Source organism: Nocardia neocaledoniensis, from assembly GCF_029868625.1.
GTDB lineage: Bacteria > Actinomycetota > Actinomycetes > Mycobacteriales > Mycobacteriaceae > Nocardia > Nocardia neocaledoniensis_A.
Genome location: NZ_JARWOJ010000363.1, coordinates 1 through 15286, shown reverse-complemented (window position 1 = coordinate 15286; position 15286 = coordinate 1). Strand labels below are relative to the sequence as shown.

Genomic DNA, 15286 nt, shown 5'->3' with positions numbered 1-15286 from the left:
GCACCCAGTCGGGTGCGGCGCCGCCTTCGCCTTTTCTGCGCCCGATCCCCCGATGAGGTCGTGATCAGGGCGGTTCCCCCACCTTCCCCACCGTTCCCCACCGCGCCCCCGCGTGCGGTCGCGGCGCGCGTTCGCGCCCGTCGCACCTGCGAAGTTTGCTGAACGTTGTCGGAACCGCAGGTTGCCGACCCGCGCGGGTTGTCCGAACACGCGATAGTCGCGAATCTCGGTGATAGCTGACATGACCTGCGGAATTGTGCTGGCGGGGACCAGGATCACCCAGGGTTTCGATTGAAAGTGGGGGAAAGTGGGGTAATGTGGGTCGCGCACTACAGGAGAGGCCGTACGGCGAGGTGATCCAGTAGGGAGGTGGCCGGGATGTTTCTCGGTACCTACACCCCCCGATTGGATGACAAAGGGCGACTGACGTTGCCTGCGAAGTTCCGAGACGATCTGGCGGGAGGGTTGATGGTCACCAAAGGTCAAGACCACAGCCTGGCCGTGTATCCGAAAGACGAGTTCACCGCGCTCGCGCGGCGGGCCGCGGCGGCGTCTCGAAGCAATCCGCAGGCAAGGGCTTTCGTCCGCGCGCTGGCGGCGGGCACCGACGAGCAACGTCCGGACGCACAGGGCCGGATCACGCTGTCGCCGGACCATCGGCGCTACGCCAATCTCGCGCGGGATTGCGTGGTGATCGGTTCGGTCGACTTCCTCGAGATATGGGACAAGCAGGCGTGGGAGTCCTACCTCGCCGAGCACGAGGAGGACTACGCGCAAGCCAGAGACGAGTCGCTGGGCGGGATCTTCTAGCTGGAGCACGCGAGTGCTGCGAGGCCTCTGCCCGGGCGCGGACCCTGACGTACTTCCCCGACGCCAGGTGCCGCGCCTCGGTCAGAGACCTCGACGCATTCGCTCATCGCAAATCTCATTCGAAAGCACTGTGTGGCAAGGCGACCCGTCTGCGACGCGAGGCAGTATCCCGGGAGGTCGAGGTGAACCATGACACCGAGAACCCCCGTCATGTGCCGGTCCTGCTCGAACGAGCCGACGAACTGCTCGGCCCCGCGCTGAGCGAACCGGGCGCGGTCTACCTCGACGCGACCCTCGGCCTCGGCGGGCATGCCGAACACTTCCTGCGCACCTACCCGAACGCGCGCCTGGTCGGGCTCGATCGCGACACCACCGCGCTGCGGCTGGCCGGCGAACGACTCGCGCCCTACGCCGACCGGATCACGCTGGTGCACACCCGCTACGACGGCATCGCCGATGCGCTCGCGCAGGCGGATCTGCCCGAAACCGGTTCCGTCTCAGCGATTCTGATGGATCTCGGGGTGTCCTCGATGCAGCTCGACGAGGCCGATCGCGGCTTCGCCTACTCCGTCGACGCGCCGCTGGACATGCGGATGGACCCGACCACCGGCCCGACCGCCGCCGACGTGCTCAACACCTACAGCCACGGTGACCTGGCGCGGGTGCTGAAAACCTATGGCGACGAACGGTTCGCGGGCAAGATCGCCTCCGAGGTGCTGCGCAGGCGCGCGGTCAAGCCGTTCACCACCAGCGCCGAGCTGGTCGAGCTGCTCTACGACACCATCCCGGCCGCGGCGCGGCGCACCGGTGGACATCCGGCCAAGCGCACGTTCCAGGCCCTGCGGGTGGAGGTCAACGGGGAACTCGATTCGCTGCGCGCGGCGCTGCCCGCGGCCCTCGACGCGCTGCGCGTGGGCGGGCGGATCTGCGTCATGTCGTACCAGTCGCTGGAGGACCGGCTGGTCAAGCAGGAATTCGCGCCACGCATCGTATCCAGGTCGCCGATGGACCTGCCGGTCGAATTGCCCGGCATGGGACCGGAATTCCGGATGCTGACCCGCGGCGCGGAGAAAGCGACCGAGTCCGAGATCGAGGTCAATCCGCGATCCGCGCCGGTGCGGATGCGCGCGGCCGAACGGATCGCGGAGAGGTCAGGGAGGACACAGGAGGGGACACGATGAGCCTGCGGACGAGCACCGTCGCCGTGCCGGGCCGGACGGCCCGCCGCGCCGAGACGGCCGAACGGGTGAAATCCGGTGCCGCACAGCGGGCCTACGCGCGCAAGCGCACCAGGGAGCAGCTGCTCGACGGGATCGAGTTGCCCGAGCGGGCATCGAGCATGGCCGGGCGGATCCCCTTCGTCACCGCGATCATCGGTCTGCTCGGCTGCGGTCTCGCGCTCACCCTGCTGCTCACCACCCGTGCCGCCGAGGACAGCTACCAGCTCGGCGACGCCAGGGCCGTCAACCGCAAGCTCGCCGACGAGCGTGCCGCGCTGCAGCGCGAGGTCGCCGCGGCCGACTCGGCCCCCGAATTGGCCGCGCGGGCACGGGAACTCGGCATGATCCCCGCCAAGGACCCGGCCCGGCTGGTGCTCGGGGCCGGCGGTGAGGTGACCGTCATCGGGACACCGAGCCCCGCCCAGGGCGCGCCGGCGCCGCCGCTCAACGCACCGCCGACCACCACCCCCAACGGCCCGGCACCCGGCCACGCGCAGGCGCAGGGCGAGCGGGTGGTGCCGGTGCAGCCCGGCCTCCCGTCGTCGAGCCAGGCGCCCGCCTCCGCACCGGCGTCGCCGGGCGGTGTCCCGAACGGTGGCGCACCGGTCGCGCCGCAGGCCCCGGCCGTCGCGCCGCAACCCGCGGTGGCCGTCGCACCCGCGCCCCTCGCCCCGGCCCCGGCCGAAGGGACGGCGCCCGTCGAGGGTCAGGCCCCCGCGCCGCTCGCCCCGGCGGACGGCGCGGGCCCGGCGCCGATGGCACCCGCCAACGGCCGCCTTCCCGCGTCGTCGGCCCCGGTCGATGGTCAGGCGCCGAATCCGGCCGACGGTCAGCCCGTCACCGGCGACGTCGCCGCACCCGCCGAGCAGGGCTTACCCGCCGACACACCGCCGCCCGCACCGGGTGTCGCGCCGGGCCCGGCCGGCCGCCCGACCGGCGCCCCGAGTGAGACACCGCGGATCGTCGCTCCGGAGGACGGTCGATGAGGCAGAGCGGGCCCGCGTCGCGACAGCGTCGCGGGCCGGTCTCGTCGAGGGCCCGGCGCACGCGCTCGCTCTCGCCGGACCGGCCGATCCGGTTGCGGCTCGGCGTCGGCCGGGTCACCCTGCTGGCCTCGCTGGCGGTGGTCGCGCTGCAACTGCTGTACGTGCAGAGCATCGCCGCGCCCGCGCTCTCGGCGCAGGCGGCCTCGCAACGCACCACCAAGGAGACCGAGGCCGCGGTGCGCGGACCGATCACCGATCGCAACGGCAACCGGCTCGCCTTCACCATCACCGCGAAAGCCCTGCACTTCCAGCCGGTCCGGGTGCGGCAGCAGCTGGCCGACGCCAAGAAGACCAAGCCGAGCGCACCCGATCCGGAGCAGCGGCTGAAGGACATCGCGAAGTTCGTGCACGACAAACTCGGCGCGGGCGCGCCGAAAGAGGAAGAGCTGCTGGACAAGCTGCGCAGCGACAAGACCTTCACCTACCTCGCGCGCAATGTCGATCCGCGGGTGGCCGCCGAGATCGTCGCCAAGTTCCCCGAGGTCGGCGCCGAGCGCCAGGATCTGCGGGAGTATCCCGGCGGGGTGCTGGCGGCCAATGTGGTCGGCGCGACCGGCTGGGACGGGCACGGCCAGATCGGTCTCGAATCCGCGCTGGACTCGGTGCTCGCCGGCACCGACGGTTCCCGCACCTACGACCGCGGTTCCGATGGCGCGGTGATCCCCGGCAGCTACCGCGACCAGCAGCCCGCGGTGAACGGATACGGTGTCGAGCTCACCCTCGACGAGGACATGCAGTACTTCGTCCAGCAGCAGGTGCAGCAGGCCAAGCAGCAGTCCGGCGCGTCGGCGGCCTCGGCGGTGGTGCTCGACGCCAAGACGGGCCAGGTGCTGGCCATGGCCAATGACAACACGTTCAATCCCGCACTGGGGCCTCAGCATTGGGCCTCGGCCAACATGAGCAACCCCTCGGTCTCCGAACCGTTCGAACCGGGCTCGGTCAACAAGATCATCACCGCGGCCGCCGCCATCGAGTACGGGCTCACCAACCCCGACGAGGTGCTGCAGGTGCCCGGCTCGATCCGGATGTCGGGCGTCACCGTCAACGACGCCTGGCAACACGGCACCGCGCCCTACACGACCACCGGCATCTTCGGGAAGTCCTCCAACGTGGGCACTCTCATGCTCGCGCAGCGGGTGGGCGAGGATCGCTTCGCCGACATGATCGACCGCTTCGGGCTCGGCAAGCGCACCGGCATCGGCCTGCCCGGCGAGAGCCCCGGCCTGGTGCCCGCGCGCGACCAGTGGTCCGGCGGTACGTTCGCGAACCTGCCCATCGGCCAGGGTCTTTCGATGACGACCCTGCAGATGACCGGCATGTACCAGGCCATCGCCAACGACGGCCTGCGTATCCCGCCGCGCATCGTCAAGGCCAAGATCGCCCCCGACGGCACCCGCACCGAGGAACTGCAGCCCGACGGCGTGCGCGTGGTGAGCCCGCAGACGGCCGCGACGCTGCGCTCGATCTTCCAGGCCACCGTGCAGAAGGACCCGATGGGCTACCAGATGGGCACCGGGCCGCAGGCCGCGATCGAGGGCTATCAGGTGGCGGGCAAGACCGGCACCGCGCAGAAGGTCGACCCGGCCTGCCGGTGCTATTCGACCTCGTCGTACTACATCACCTTCGCGGGCATGGCGCCCGCCGACAATCCCCGCTACGTGATCGGCATGATGCTCGACGCGCCGGTCCGCAGCTCCGACGGCACCGGTGGTGGATCGGCAGCGCCGCTGTTCCACACCATCGCCTCCTGGGCGTTGCAGCGCGACCGTGTGCCACCCTCGCCGGAGCCCAAGCAGCTCGTGCTGGAGGCGGGGCTCTGACTCCCGCGCCTTGGCGCAACCCGCGTTGTCCGTCCGACACCGCGCGTCGGTAACCTGACTGCTCGTCTCGCCCACGCGCTCGATCACTCTCAGAGAGGAGCCTTGTGCCCGCGCAGTCCAGCCCGCACGCGCTCCGGCCCACCACGCCGCCGTCGACGTCGCCGCGGGCCCTGCTGGACCTCACCGGCGCCACCTCGGCGACGCCGGTACCCACCGAACCGACGGTCACCGGCATCGAGCAGCGGTCCAACGCCGTGCGGCCCGGTGACCTGTTCGCCGCCCTGCCCGGCGCCACCTCGCACGGCGCCCGCTTCGCCGCCGACGCGATCGCCCGCGGCGCGGTGGCCGTGTTCACCGACGCCGAGGGCGCCGCGCTGATCGGCGAGGTCGCCGTGCCGGTGCTCGTGCGCGACAATCCGCGCGCCGTGCTCGGCGAGCTCTCCGCCGAGATCTACGGCCACCCGAGTGATCGGCTCCGCATCATCGGCATCACCGGCACCTCGGGCAAGACCACCACCTCCTATCTCGTGGAGGCAGGGCTGGTCGCGGCGGGGCTGTCCACCGGCCTGATCGGCACGATCGAGACCCGCATCGGCGGCAGGCGGGTGCCCAGCGCGCTCACCACGCCCGAGGCGCCGCAGCTGCACGCGATGTTCGCGGCGATGGTCGAGCAGGGCGTCCAGGCCGTTGTGATGGAGGTGTCGAGCCACGCGCTCGCGCTCGGCCGGGTCGACGGCGTGCGCTTCGCCGTCGGCGCGTTCACCAACCTCTCCCAGGACCACCTCGACTTCCACGCCGACTTCGAGGACTACTTCGCCGCGAAACGCAAACTCTTCGAAGCGGATTCGCCGATCGCCGCGCGCACCGCGGTGATCTGTGTCGACGACGAATGGGGTACCCGCCTCGCCGGTGACCTGGCCGCACCGATCACGGTGTCGACCGTGGGCGCCGTACCCGAAGGCGCCGCGACCGAGGGCGCTCCGGGGTCACGCACCGTCGCCGCCTCCGAGCCCGCCGATCGCGGCCCCGCCACCTGGCAGGTCGCCGGTGCCGTGCAGGCCACCGGCGGTGCGCAGGAATTCACCGCCGCCGGACCCGACGGCGAACTCACCGTGCGGCTGCGGTTGCCCGGCCGCTACAACGTCGCCAACGCGCTGCTCGCCGTCGCGACCTGCGCTGCCGCCGGTGTCGATCCGGCGGTGGCCGCGCCCGCGCTGGCCACCGTCGACGTGCCGGGCCGGATGCAGCGGGTCGAGCGCGGCCAGGACTTCCTCGCCGTCGTCGACTACGCGCACAAGCCCGCCGCGGTCGAATCGGTGGTGGCCACGCTGCGCGGCCACCTCACCGAGGCCGGACACGGCAGGCTGGCCGTCGTCGTCGGCGCCGGTGGCGACCGGGACGCGGCCAAGCGCCCGCTGATGGGGGCGGCCGCCGCGCGCGGCGCCGACCTGCTGATCGTCACCGACGACAATCCCCGCACCGAGGACCCGGCGGCCATCAGGGCCGCCGTGGTGGCCGGTGCGCACGAACTCCCGGACTCCGACCGCGGCGAGATCCGCGAGATCGGGGACCGCGCGGCGGCCATCGCCGCCGCCCTCGCCTGGGCGCGTTCCGGCGACGTGGTGCTCATCGCGGGCAAGGGCCACGAGGCGGGACAGGAGATCCAGGGCGTCAAGCATCCCTTCGACGACCGCGAGGTGGTCGCGGCGGCGCTGGAAACCCTGCAGACACGACACAGTCCGCAGACGGACTCGGAGGACTTGACGGTTTCATGATCGAGATGACACTGCGGGAGATCGCGGACGTCGTCGGCGGCGAGCTGCACGACGTACCCGACCCCCAGGCCCTGGTGACCGGTTCGGTCGAATTCGATTCGCGCCGAATCGGTTCCGGTGATCTGTTCCTCGCGCTGCCGGGCGCGACCTCCGATGGACACGATTTCGCCGCGAACGCGGTGGCCGCGGGCGCGGTCGCCGTGCTGGCCGCCCGGCCGGTCGGGGTGCCCGCGATCGTCGTGCGTCCCGAGCCCGGCTCGGTCCCGGCGACCTCGGTCGCGCTCAGCCACGACAGCGACGGCTCCGGCGCCGCCGTGCTGGCCGCCCTCGCCGAGCTGGCGCGGGTCAGCACCGAGCGGCTGGCCGAGCGCACCGGCCTCACCGTCGTCGGGGTCACCGGTTCCTCCGGCAAGACCTCGACCAAGGATCTGCTGGCCGCCGTGCTGGCGCCGCTGGGCCCGGTGGTCGCGCCGCCCGGTTCCTTCAACAACGAACTCGGCCACCCGTGGACCGCGCTGCGCGCCGGCGCGGACACCAGGTTCCTCGCGCTCGAGCTCTCCGCCCGCGGGCCCGGCCACATCGCCGCGCTCGCCAGGATCGCCCCACCGCGGATCGGCGTCGTCCTCAATGTCGGCACCGCCCACCTGGGCGAATTCGGCAGCCGCGAGGCCATCGCCCAGACCAAGGGCGAGCTGGTCGAGGCCCTGCCCGCCGACGGCCTGGCCGTTCTCAACGCCGACGACCCGAATGTGGCCGCCATGGCGTCGCGGACGAAGGCGCGGGTGGTCATGGTCGGCCTGTCCGGTGACGCCGACATCCGCGCCACCGACGTGGTCACCGACGAGCAGGCCCGCGCCCGGTTCACCCTGCACGCGGGCGGGCAGTCCGTGCCTGTCCAGCTGGCCGTGCACGGCGAGCACCAGGTCGGCAACGCGCTGTCCGCGGCCGCCGTCGCGCTGGAGTGCGGCGCCGACCTCGCGACGATCGCGGCGGCGCTGTCCGGCGCCACCGCCGCCTCGGCGCGCCGCATGGACGTGCGTACCACGGCCGACGGGGTGACCGTCATCAACGATTCCTACAACGCCAATCCCGATTCGGTGCGGGCCGCGCTCAAGGCGCTGGTCACCCTGGCCAAGGCGGGCGACGAGCCGCGCCGCAGCTGGGCCGTCCTCGGGGAGATGGGCGAGCTCGGCGACACCTCGGTGATCGAACACGACGCGATCGGCCGCCTCGCGGTCCGGCTCGACGTCGACCGATTGATCGTGGTCGGCACCGGACGGCCATCCCGGGGAATGCACCAGGGCGCGGTGATGGAAGGCTCATGGGGCGAGGAGTCGGTCCTCGTGCCCGATATCGATGCGGCGATCGCGCTGCTCGACGACGAGATCGCCGCGGGCGATGTGGTACTGGTCAAGGCGTCGAAGGCGGTCGGCCTGTGGGCCGTCGCCGAGCACCTGACCAGGGCAGGGGAAGGTAGCACGGAGGCCACTCGATGAGGCAGATTCTTTTCGCGGCGGGGATCGCACTGGCGGTGTCGATCCTGTTGACGCCGTTGCTGATCCGGGTCTTCGCCAGGCAGGGCTTCGGCCAGGAGATCCGGGTCGACGGACCGGCCAGCCACCAGGCCAAGCGCGGAACCCCCACCATGGGCGGTGTCGCGATCCTGATCGGCATGTGGGCGGGCTATCTCGGCTCGCACCTGATCGGCATCGGCTACAACGCCGAGGGGCCGACGGCCTCGGGCATGCTGGTGCTCGGGCTCACCACCGCGCTGGGTGTCGTCGGGTTCCTCGACGACTTCATCAAGCTGCGCAAGCAGCGCAACCTCGGCCTGTCGGCGGCGGGCAAGTACATCGGCCAGATCGGCGCCGCCGTGATCTTCGCGGTGCTGGTGCTGCAGTTCCGCGGGGAGAACGGGCTCACGCCCGGCAGCAAGCACATCTCCTACGTGCGCGACATCTCGACGGTGTCGCTGGGCGCGATCGTGTTCGTCATCCTGGTGTGTCTGCTCGTGGTGGCCTGGTCCAACGCGGTCAACCTGACCGACGGCCTGGACGGGCTGGCGGCGGGCTCGATGAGCCTGGTGCTCGGTGCCTACGTGATCATCACCTTCTGGCAGTACCGCAACGCGTGCTCGACCGCCCCCGAGGCGGGCTGCTACAACGTGCGCGACCCGCTGGACCTGGCGCTGGTGTGCGCCGCCGCGGCCGCCGCGTGCATCGGCTTCCTGTGGTGGAACGCCGCGCCGGCCAAGATCTTCATGGGCGACACCGGTTCGCTGGCCCTGGGCGGTATGCTCGCCGGGCTCTCGATCACCACCCGCACCGAGCTGCTGATGGTCGTCATCGGCGCGCTGTTCGTCGCCGAGGCGGCGTCGGTGGTGCTGCAGGTCGCGGTGTTCCGCACCACCCGTAACCGGTTGTTCAAGATGGCGCCGTTCCATCACCACTTCGAATTGAGCAAGTGGGCCGAAACCACGGTGATCATCAGGTTCTGGATCCTGGCAGGCATCGCCGCCGCCGTGGGTCTCGGACTGTTCTACAGCGAATATCTTTCGCAGGTCGGGTGAGGACGGACATGGTCGAACACTCTCCCCGCGCGTTGCGCTCCCCGGGCCCGATGCTCGAATTCCTGCGTGGCCGTGACGTTCTGGTCGCGGGCTGGGGCGTCTCCGGGCGCTCGCTGATCGAACCGCTGCGCGATATCGGCGCGCACCCGGTGGTCACCGACAGCGGCGCCAAGGCGCTGGCCGAGGCGGCCGAACTGGGTCTCGAGGTCGCCACCAGCGTCGAGCTGGAGAACGCCGATCTGAGCCGCTTCGCGCTGGTGATCACCAGTCCGGGCTGGCGGCCCGATTCGCCGGTGCTGGTCTCGGCCGTCACCGAGGGCATCCCGGTCTGGGGTGACGTCGAATTCGCCTGGTGGGTCGATCAGGCCAGGATCTACGGCCCGGTCCGCAAGTGGCTGGTGATCACCGGCACCAACGGCAAGACCACCACCACCCAGATGACCCACTCGATCCTGCGCGCCGCCGGGATCGCCAGTGTGGCCTGCGGCAACATCGGACTGCCGATCCTGGACGCGCTGCGGCGCAATCCGGGCCCGCAGGTGCTGGCCGTGGAACTGTCCTCGTTCCAGCTGCACTGGGCGCCGTCGGTGCGGCCCGAGGCCGGCGTGGTGCTCAACGTCGCCGAGGACCATCTCGACTGGCACGGCGGCCTCGACGCCTACGCCGCGGCCAAGGCCCGCGCGCTGACCGGCCGGGTCGGCGTCGTCGGTCTCGACGATCCGGTCGCCGGGTCGCTCGCGCGCAAGGCCAAGGCGCGCCGCACGGTCGGCTTCCGTATCGGCGTGCCCGCCGACGGTGAGCTGGGCGTGGTCGACGGCAAGCTGCTCGACCGCGCGTTCACCAAGGCGGCCATCCTCGCCGAGACCTCCGACATCAGCCCGCAGGGCCCCGCCGGGATCGCCGATGCCCTCGCCGCCTCCGCGCTGACCAGGGCGATCGACGTCGCCCCGCAGTTCGTGAAGGAGGGCCTGGCCGAGCACAAGGTGGGCCCGCACCGCACCGCGTTCGTGCGCGAACTGGGCGGTGTCGAGTTCATCGACGATTCCAAGGCCACCAACCCGCATGCCGCCCGCGCCGCGATCCTGGCGCACCCGCACGTGGTGTGGCTGGCGGGCGGGCTGCTCAAGGGCGCGAGCGTCGACGACCTCGTCGAAGAGGTCGGCGACCGGCTCGTCGGTGCGGTGCTCTTCGGCGCCGACGCGCCGGTGATCGCGGCCGCGTTGGCGCGACACGCGCCCGAAGTCCCGGTCATCGAGCTGGGCGCGGGAGACGATGCAGACATGGAGTCGTCGAGATCCCAGCGTGCCGAAGCGGTCATGGGCCGCGCGGTCCGCGCCGCGGCGGGCCTGGCCCGCGCCGGAGACACCGTGCTCCTCGCCCCGGCCGCGGCCTCCCTGGACATGTACGACGACTACACCCACCGCGGACGCTGCTTCGTGGACGCGGTGACGGCACTGGAAGACGGTGACATCGGGCGGGCCCTATGACGGAGACGCGGCGAACGGGATGGGCGGGGGAGCGCTTCGGCGCTTGGTTGGCCCGTCCGCTCGCGTCCTTCCATCTGGTCGTCACCATCGCCACGCTGCTGACCGTGCTCGGTCTGGTGATGGTGTTGTCGGCGTCGAGCGTCGAGGCCTATGCCGGTGGTGGGTCGGCGTACGCGCTGTTCATCCAGCAGGCCATGTTCGCCGGGCTGGGCGCCGTCGCGTTCTACATCGCGCTGCGCCTGCCCCTGCGGTTGCTGCGGCAGTGGTCGTTCCCGATCTTCAGTCTCTCGGTGATCGCGCTGGTCCTGGTGCTGATCCCGGGCATCGGCGCCGTCCACGGCGGCGCCCGGCGCTGGTTCGACATCGGCCCGCTGTCCATCCAGCCCTCCGAGGTCGTCAAGGTGACGCTGGTGGTGTGGGGCGCCCATCTACTCGCCTCGCGGCGCGGCGCCCAGCTCAAGGACCTGCTCGTGCCGCTGGTGCCGGCCGGTCTGCTGGTGTGCCTGCTCGTGGTGCTGGAACCGAACCTGTCGACCACCATCGCGCTGGGCATCGTGCTGATGGCGCTGCTCTGGTTCGGCGGGCTGCCGGTGCGGCTGTTCGTCGGGATCATGGTCAGCGGCCTGGTCGCCGCCTCGATCCTGGCGCTGTCGGCCGGTTACCGCTCCGACCGGGTGCGCGCCTTCTTCAACCCCGGCGACGATCCGCAGGGCGTGAACTATCAGGCCAGGCAGGCCAAGTACTCCCTCGCCGACGGCGGCATCCTCGGTCGCGGGCTGGGGCAGAGCCGGGCGAAGTGGAGCTACCTGCCCAACTCGCACAACGACTTCATCTTCGCCATCATCGGCGAGGAACTCGGCTTCCTCGGCTGCATGGCGGTACTCGCGCTGTTCGCGCTGTTCGTCTATACCGGCATCCGGATCGCGCTGCGCTCGGTCGACCCGTTCCTGCGGCTGCTCACCGCCACCGCGACCACCTGGATCACCGCCCAGGCACTGATCAACATCGGCTACGTCGTCGGCCTGCTGCCGGTGACCGGCCTGCAGCTGCCGCTGGTCTCCGCCGGTGGTTCGTCGCTGGCCATCACCCTGTTCATGTTCGGCATCATCGCCAGCGCCGCCCGGCACGAACCGGAAGCGATCTCGGCGCTGCAAGCCGGCCAGGACGGCCGGGTGAGCCGGATGCTGCGCCTGCCGGTGCCCGACGTGTACACGCCGTTCAAGGCCGACGCCCCGCGCCGCGCCACCCCGAAGGCCAAGGCCGAGCGGCCGCGCCCGGCGGCCCGGCGCGAGGCACCGGCCCCGCGCCGCCGCCGCGCCCCGCAGAGCCGCGGCACCAGTTCGTTACGGTCGACCCGGGCATGGGAACCGACCTACCCGATGCCACACGCGAAAGAACGAGGTAGATCCAAGTGAGTCACCCGCGCTCCGGGTTGTCGGTGATCGTCGCCGGCGGCGGCACCGCAGGGCATATCGAACCCGCGCTGGCCGTCGCCGACGCGCTCCGCACGCTCGACGCGTCGATCCGGGTCACCGCACTGGGAACCGAGCGCGGCCTGGAGACGAAGCTGGTCCCCGAACGCGGGTACCCGCTCGAGCTGATCCCGCCGGTCCCGTTGCCGCGCAAGCCCTCCGCCGATCTGCTGCGGCTGCCCGGCCGGGTGCTGGCTTCGGTGCGGCGGACCAGGGCCGTCATCGACGAGGTGCAGGCCGACGTGATCATCGGCTTCGGTGGCTACGTGGCGCTGCCCGCCTATCTCGCCGCGCGGGGTGGGCTGTTCGGTCGTCGGCGCGCCGTCCCGGTGGTGGTGCACGAGGCCAATGCCAAGGCGGGGATCGCCAACAAGGTCGGCGCCAAGCTGGCCGCGAAGGTGCTTGCCGCCGTGCCCGATTCGGGCCTGGCGAACGCCCAGGTCGTCGGCATTCCGGTGCGCGCCTCGATCACCGGGCTCGACCGCGCCGCGTTGCGCGCCGAGGCACGCGCCCACTTCGGGCTGCCCGCCGAGGGCCCGGTGCTGCTGGTGTTCGGCGGCTCGCAGGGCGCGCGCAGTCTCAACGAGGCCGTCTCGGGCGCCGCGCCGCAGCTGGCCGCCGCCGGGATCTCGGTCCTGCACGCGCACGGCCCCAAGAACAGCGTCGAGGTGAGCACCGCCGAGGCCGACGCGCCGTATGTCGCGGTGCCGTACCTGTCCCGGATGGACCTGGCCTACGCGGCCGCCGACGCGGTGGTGTGCCGCTCCGGCGCGATGACCGTGGCCGAGGTGTCGGCGGTCGGGCTGCCCGCGTTCTACGTGCCGCTGCCGCACGGCAACGGCGAGCAGGAGTTCAACGCGCGGCCCGTGGTGGCGCAGGGAGGTGGCAGAATTGTGGCCGACGCCGACCTGACTCCGAAATACGTGATGGACGAGGTGATCCCGCTGCTGCTCGACCCCGCCCGACTCGCCGAGATGAGCCGCGCCGCCGCGGGCGCGGGCCACCGCGACGCGGCCGCCACCGTGGCCCGGATCGTCACCGAGGTCGCCCGGTGAACGGCGCGAGCGGAATCAGCGAGGCCGCGGGCACCGGCCTGCCGCCCGAGCTCGAACGGGTGCACATGGTCGGTATCGGCGGCGCCGGGATGTCCGGCATCGCCAGAATCCTGCTCTCCCGTGGCGGCGCCGTCTCCGGTTCCGACGCGCGCGAGAGCCGGGGCGTGCTGTCGCTGCGGGCGCGCGGTGCGCAGGTCCGCATCGGCCACGACGCCGACGCCCTCGACCTGCTGCCCGGCGGCCCCACCGTCGTGGTCACCACCTACGCCGCCATTCCGAAGACCAATCCGGAACTGGTCGAGGCGAACCGGCGCAACATCCCGGTGCTGCTGCGCCCGACCGTGCTCGCCGCGCTCATGCGCGGCCACAAGACGCTGCTGGTCTCGGGCACGCACGGCAAGACCTCCACCACCTCGATGCTGATCGTGGCGCTGCAGCACTGCGGTGCCGATCCGTCGTTCGCGGTCGGCGGCGAGCTCAACGAGGCGGGCACCAACGCCCACCACGGCAGCGGTGACGTCTTCGTGGCCGAGGCCGACGAATCCGACGGCTCGCTGCTGCAATACGACCCCGACGTCGCCGTGGTCACCAATATCGAATCCGATCACCTCGACTTCTTCGGCACCGACGAGGCCTACATCCAGGTCTTCGACGATTTCGCCGATCGCCTCGCCCCCGGCGGCCTGCTGGTGGTGTGCCTGGACGACCCCGGTTCGCTGGCACTGGCGCACCGGGTCGCGCCGCGACTGCGCGAGCGCGGCGTCGAGGTCCTCGGCTACGGCTCCGGCGAGCTGGCCGACGCACCGGTCCCGGTCGGCGCCCGGCTCGTCGCGTGGCAGCCGCGCGATGTCGGCGGGATCGTCGAATTCCAGCTCGCGGGGGAGCACACCCCGCGCACGGTGCGGCTGTCGGTGCCGGGTCGGCACATGGCGCTCAACGCGCTGGCCGCCCTGCTCGCCGCCAAGGCGACCGGCGCCGATGTCGACGAGATCGTGCAGGGTCTGGAGGGCTTCGGCGGCGTGCACCGCCGCTTCCAGTTCACCGGCCGGGAGAACGGCGTGCGCGTCTTCGACGACTACGCCCACCATCCCACCGAGGTGCGCGCGGTGCTCGAGGCCGCGGCCCAGCTGGTCGAGCAGGAGGCCCGCGACGGCGCCCGCACCCGGCGGGGCCGCGTGATCGTGGTGTTCCAGCCGCACCTGTACAGCCGCACCGCCACCTTCGCCACCGAGTTCGGCGCCGCGCTGAGCCTGGCCGACGAGGTCGTGGTGCTGGATGTGTACGGCGCGCGCGAGGAACCGCTGCCGGGCGTCAACGGCGCGCTCGTGGCGCAGGCGGTCACCGAACCCGTGCACTACCAGCCGGATATGTCCAAGGTCGGCAGGCAGGTCGCCGCGCTGGCCCAGCCCGGCGACGTGGTGATCACCATGGGCGCCGGCGACGTCACCATGCTCGGCAACCAGATCCTCGACGGCCTCCGGGCCCGGCCGCAGCAGGGCGGCCGGTGAGATTGCCGATGCCCGCCGCGCGCGGGTGGCGCGGCTACCGCCTCTGGACGGTGGTCGGGTTGCTCGTGGTGACGGTGCTCGTCGTGCTCGCCTGGTTCACCCCGGTGCTGTCGGTGCGCACGGTGCGCGTCGACGGCTTGGCGGCGGTGCCGGAGCAGGAGGTCCGCGGGCGGCTCGAAATCCCGGACGGCCGTTCGATGTTGCGCATCGACACCACCGCGATCGCCCAGCGTGTGGCCCAGATCCCGAAGGTGCGTTCGGTGCGGGTGCAGCGCAAGTTCCCCTCCACCGTGCTGGTGACGGTGGTGGAGCGAACACCGGTGCTGTACTTCGAATCACCGGACGGCGCGCACCTGATCGACGCCGAGAGCGTCGAATTCGCGATCGAGCCCGCGCCGCCGATCGGGGTGCCGAAATTGCTCACCGAGGGGTCTTTCACCGGACCCGCGGGGGGGGCGGGCGGCGGGCCGGGGGGGGGGGGGCGGGGGCGCGCCCCGGGGGGGGGGCGCGGCGGGGGGGGGGCC

The 15286-nt window shown here is 71.8% G+C and carries 12 protein-coding genes; all 12 read left to right on the top strand.

Annotation, left to right across the window (positions count from 1 at the left end):
• Window positions 1-378 precede the first annotated feature (378 nt).
• Window positions 379-810 carry a division/cell wall cluster transcriptional repressor MraZ gene (gene mraZ / locus QH270_RS28255; RefSeq protein WP_110040885.1) on the top strand — a complete coding sequence of 144 codons (432 nt, stop codon included), beginning with the start codon at window positions 379-381 and terminating at the stop codon, window positions 808-810.
• A 182-nt stretch (window positions 811-992) separates the two neighbouring features.
• A complete protein-coding gene (gene rsmH / locus QH270_RS28250) occupies window positions 993-1991 on the top strand; it encodes a 16S rRNA (cytosine(1402)-N(4))-methyltransferase RsmH (RefSeq protein WP_280347082.1) in 999 nt (332 codons plus the stop codon).
• Entirely contained in the window at window positions 1988-3016 is a 1029-nt protein-coding gene (locus QH270_RS28245) for a hypothetical protein (protein WP_280347081.1), read from the top strand. The genes rsmH and QH270_RS28245 overlap by 4 nt, the downstream gene beginning before the upstream one ends.
• Window positions 3013-4896 carry a peptidoglycan D,D-transpeptidase FtsI family protein gene (locus tag QH270_RS28240; RefSeq protein WP_280347080.1) on the top strand — a complete coding sequence of 628 codons (1884 nt, stop codon included), beginning with the start codon at window positions 3013-3015 and terminating at the stop codon, window positions 4894-4896. The genes QH270_RS28245 and QH270_RS28240 overlap by 4 nt, the downstream gene beginning before the upstream one ends.
• 104 nt (window positions 4897-5000) lie before the next feature.
• Entirely contained in the window at window positions 5001-6671 is a 1671-nt protein-coding gene (locus QH270_RS28235; protein ID WP_280347079.1) for a UDP-N-acetylmuramoyl-L-alanyl-D-glutamate--2,6-diaminopimelate ligase, read from the top strand.
• Complete coding sequence (locus QH270_RS28230; protein WP_280347078.1) at window positions 6668-8167, top strand: UDP-N-acetylmuramoyl-tripeptide--D-alanyl-D-alanine ligase; 1500 nt, start codon at window positions 6668-6670, stop codon at window positions 8165-8167. Before QH270_RS28235 ends, QH270_RS28230 begins: the two co-directional genes overlap by 4 nt.
• Window positions 8164-9240 (top strand): phospho-N-acetylmuramoyl-pentapeptide-transferase, encoded by a 1077-nt coding sequence (gene mraY / locus QH270_RS28225; protein WP_280347077.1) that lies wholly within the window; start codon window positions 8164-8166, stop codon window positions 9238-9240. Before QH270_RS28230 ends, mraY begins: the two co-directional genes overlap by 4 nt.
• A gap of 50 nt (window positions 9241-9290) precedes the next feature.
• A complete protein-coding gene (murD, locus tag QH270_RS28220) occupies window positions 9291-10727 on the top strand; it encodes a UDP-N-acetylmuramoyl-L-alanine--D-glutamate ligase (RefSeq protein WP_280347084.1) in 1437 nt (478 codons plus the stop codon).
• Entirely contained in the window at window positions 10724-12142 is a 1419-nt protein-coding gene (gene ftsW / locus QH270_RS28215) for a putative lipid II flippase FtsW (RefSeq protein ID WP_280347076.1), read from the top strand. The genes murD and ftsW overlap by 4 nt, the downstream gene beginning before the upstream one ends.
• Window positions 12139-13254 carry an undecaprenyldiphospho-muramoylpentapeptide beta-N-acetylglucosaminyltransferase gene (gene murG / locus QH270_RS28210; protein WP_280347075.1) on the top strand — a complete coding sequence of 372 codons (1116 nt, stop codon included), beginning with the start codon at window positions 12139-12141 and terminating at the stop codon, window positions 13252-13254. Before ftsW ends, murG begins: the two co-directional genes overlap by 4 nt.
• 65 nt (window positions 13255-13319) lie before the next feature.
• Window positions 13320-14762, top strand: a complete 1443-nt coding sequence (gene murC / locus QH270_RS28205; protein WP_280347083.1) for a UDP-N-acetylmuramate--L-alanine ligase — start codon at window positions 13320-13322, stop codon at window positions 14760-14762.
• Window positions 14759-15286, top strand: a 528-nt coding sequence (locus QH270_RS28200; RefSeq protein WP_280347074.1) for a cell division protein FtsQ/DivIB, incomplete at its 3' end; no start/stop codon positions are given. The genes murC and QH270_RS28200, both read left to right, overlap by 4 nt.

Coding starts and splice junctions, on each gene's coding strand:
- mraZ (WP_110040885.1), top strand. CDS start 379: ATGTTTCTCGGTACCTACACCCCCCGATTGGATGACAAAGGGCGACTG.
- QH270_RS28245 (WP_280347081.1), top strand. CDS start 1,988: ATGAGCCTGCGGACGAGCACCGTCGCCGTGCCGGGCCGGACGGCCCGC.
- QH270_RS28240 (WP_280347080.1), top strand. CDS start 3,013: ATGAGGCAGAGCGGGCCCGCGTCGCGACAGCGTCGCGGGCCGGTCTCG.
- QH270_RS28230 (WP_280347078.1), top strand. CDS start 6,668: ATGATCGAGATGACACTGCGGGAGATCGCGGACGTCGTCGGCGGCGAG.
- mraY (WP_280347077.1), top strand. CDS start 8,164: ATGAGGCAGATTCTTTTCGCGGCGGGGATCGCACTGGCGGTGTCGATC.
- murD (WP_280347084.1), top strand. CDS start 9,291: ATGCTCGAATTCCTGCGTGGCCGTGACGTTCTGGTCGCGGGCTGGGGC.
- ftsW (WP_280347076.1), top strand. CDS start 10,724: ATGACGGAGACGCGGCGAACGGGATGGGCGGGGGAGCGCTTCGGCGCT.
- murC (WP_280347083.1), top strand. CDS start 13,320: ATGGTCGGTATCGGCGGCGCCGGGATGTCCGGCATCGCCAGAATCCTG.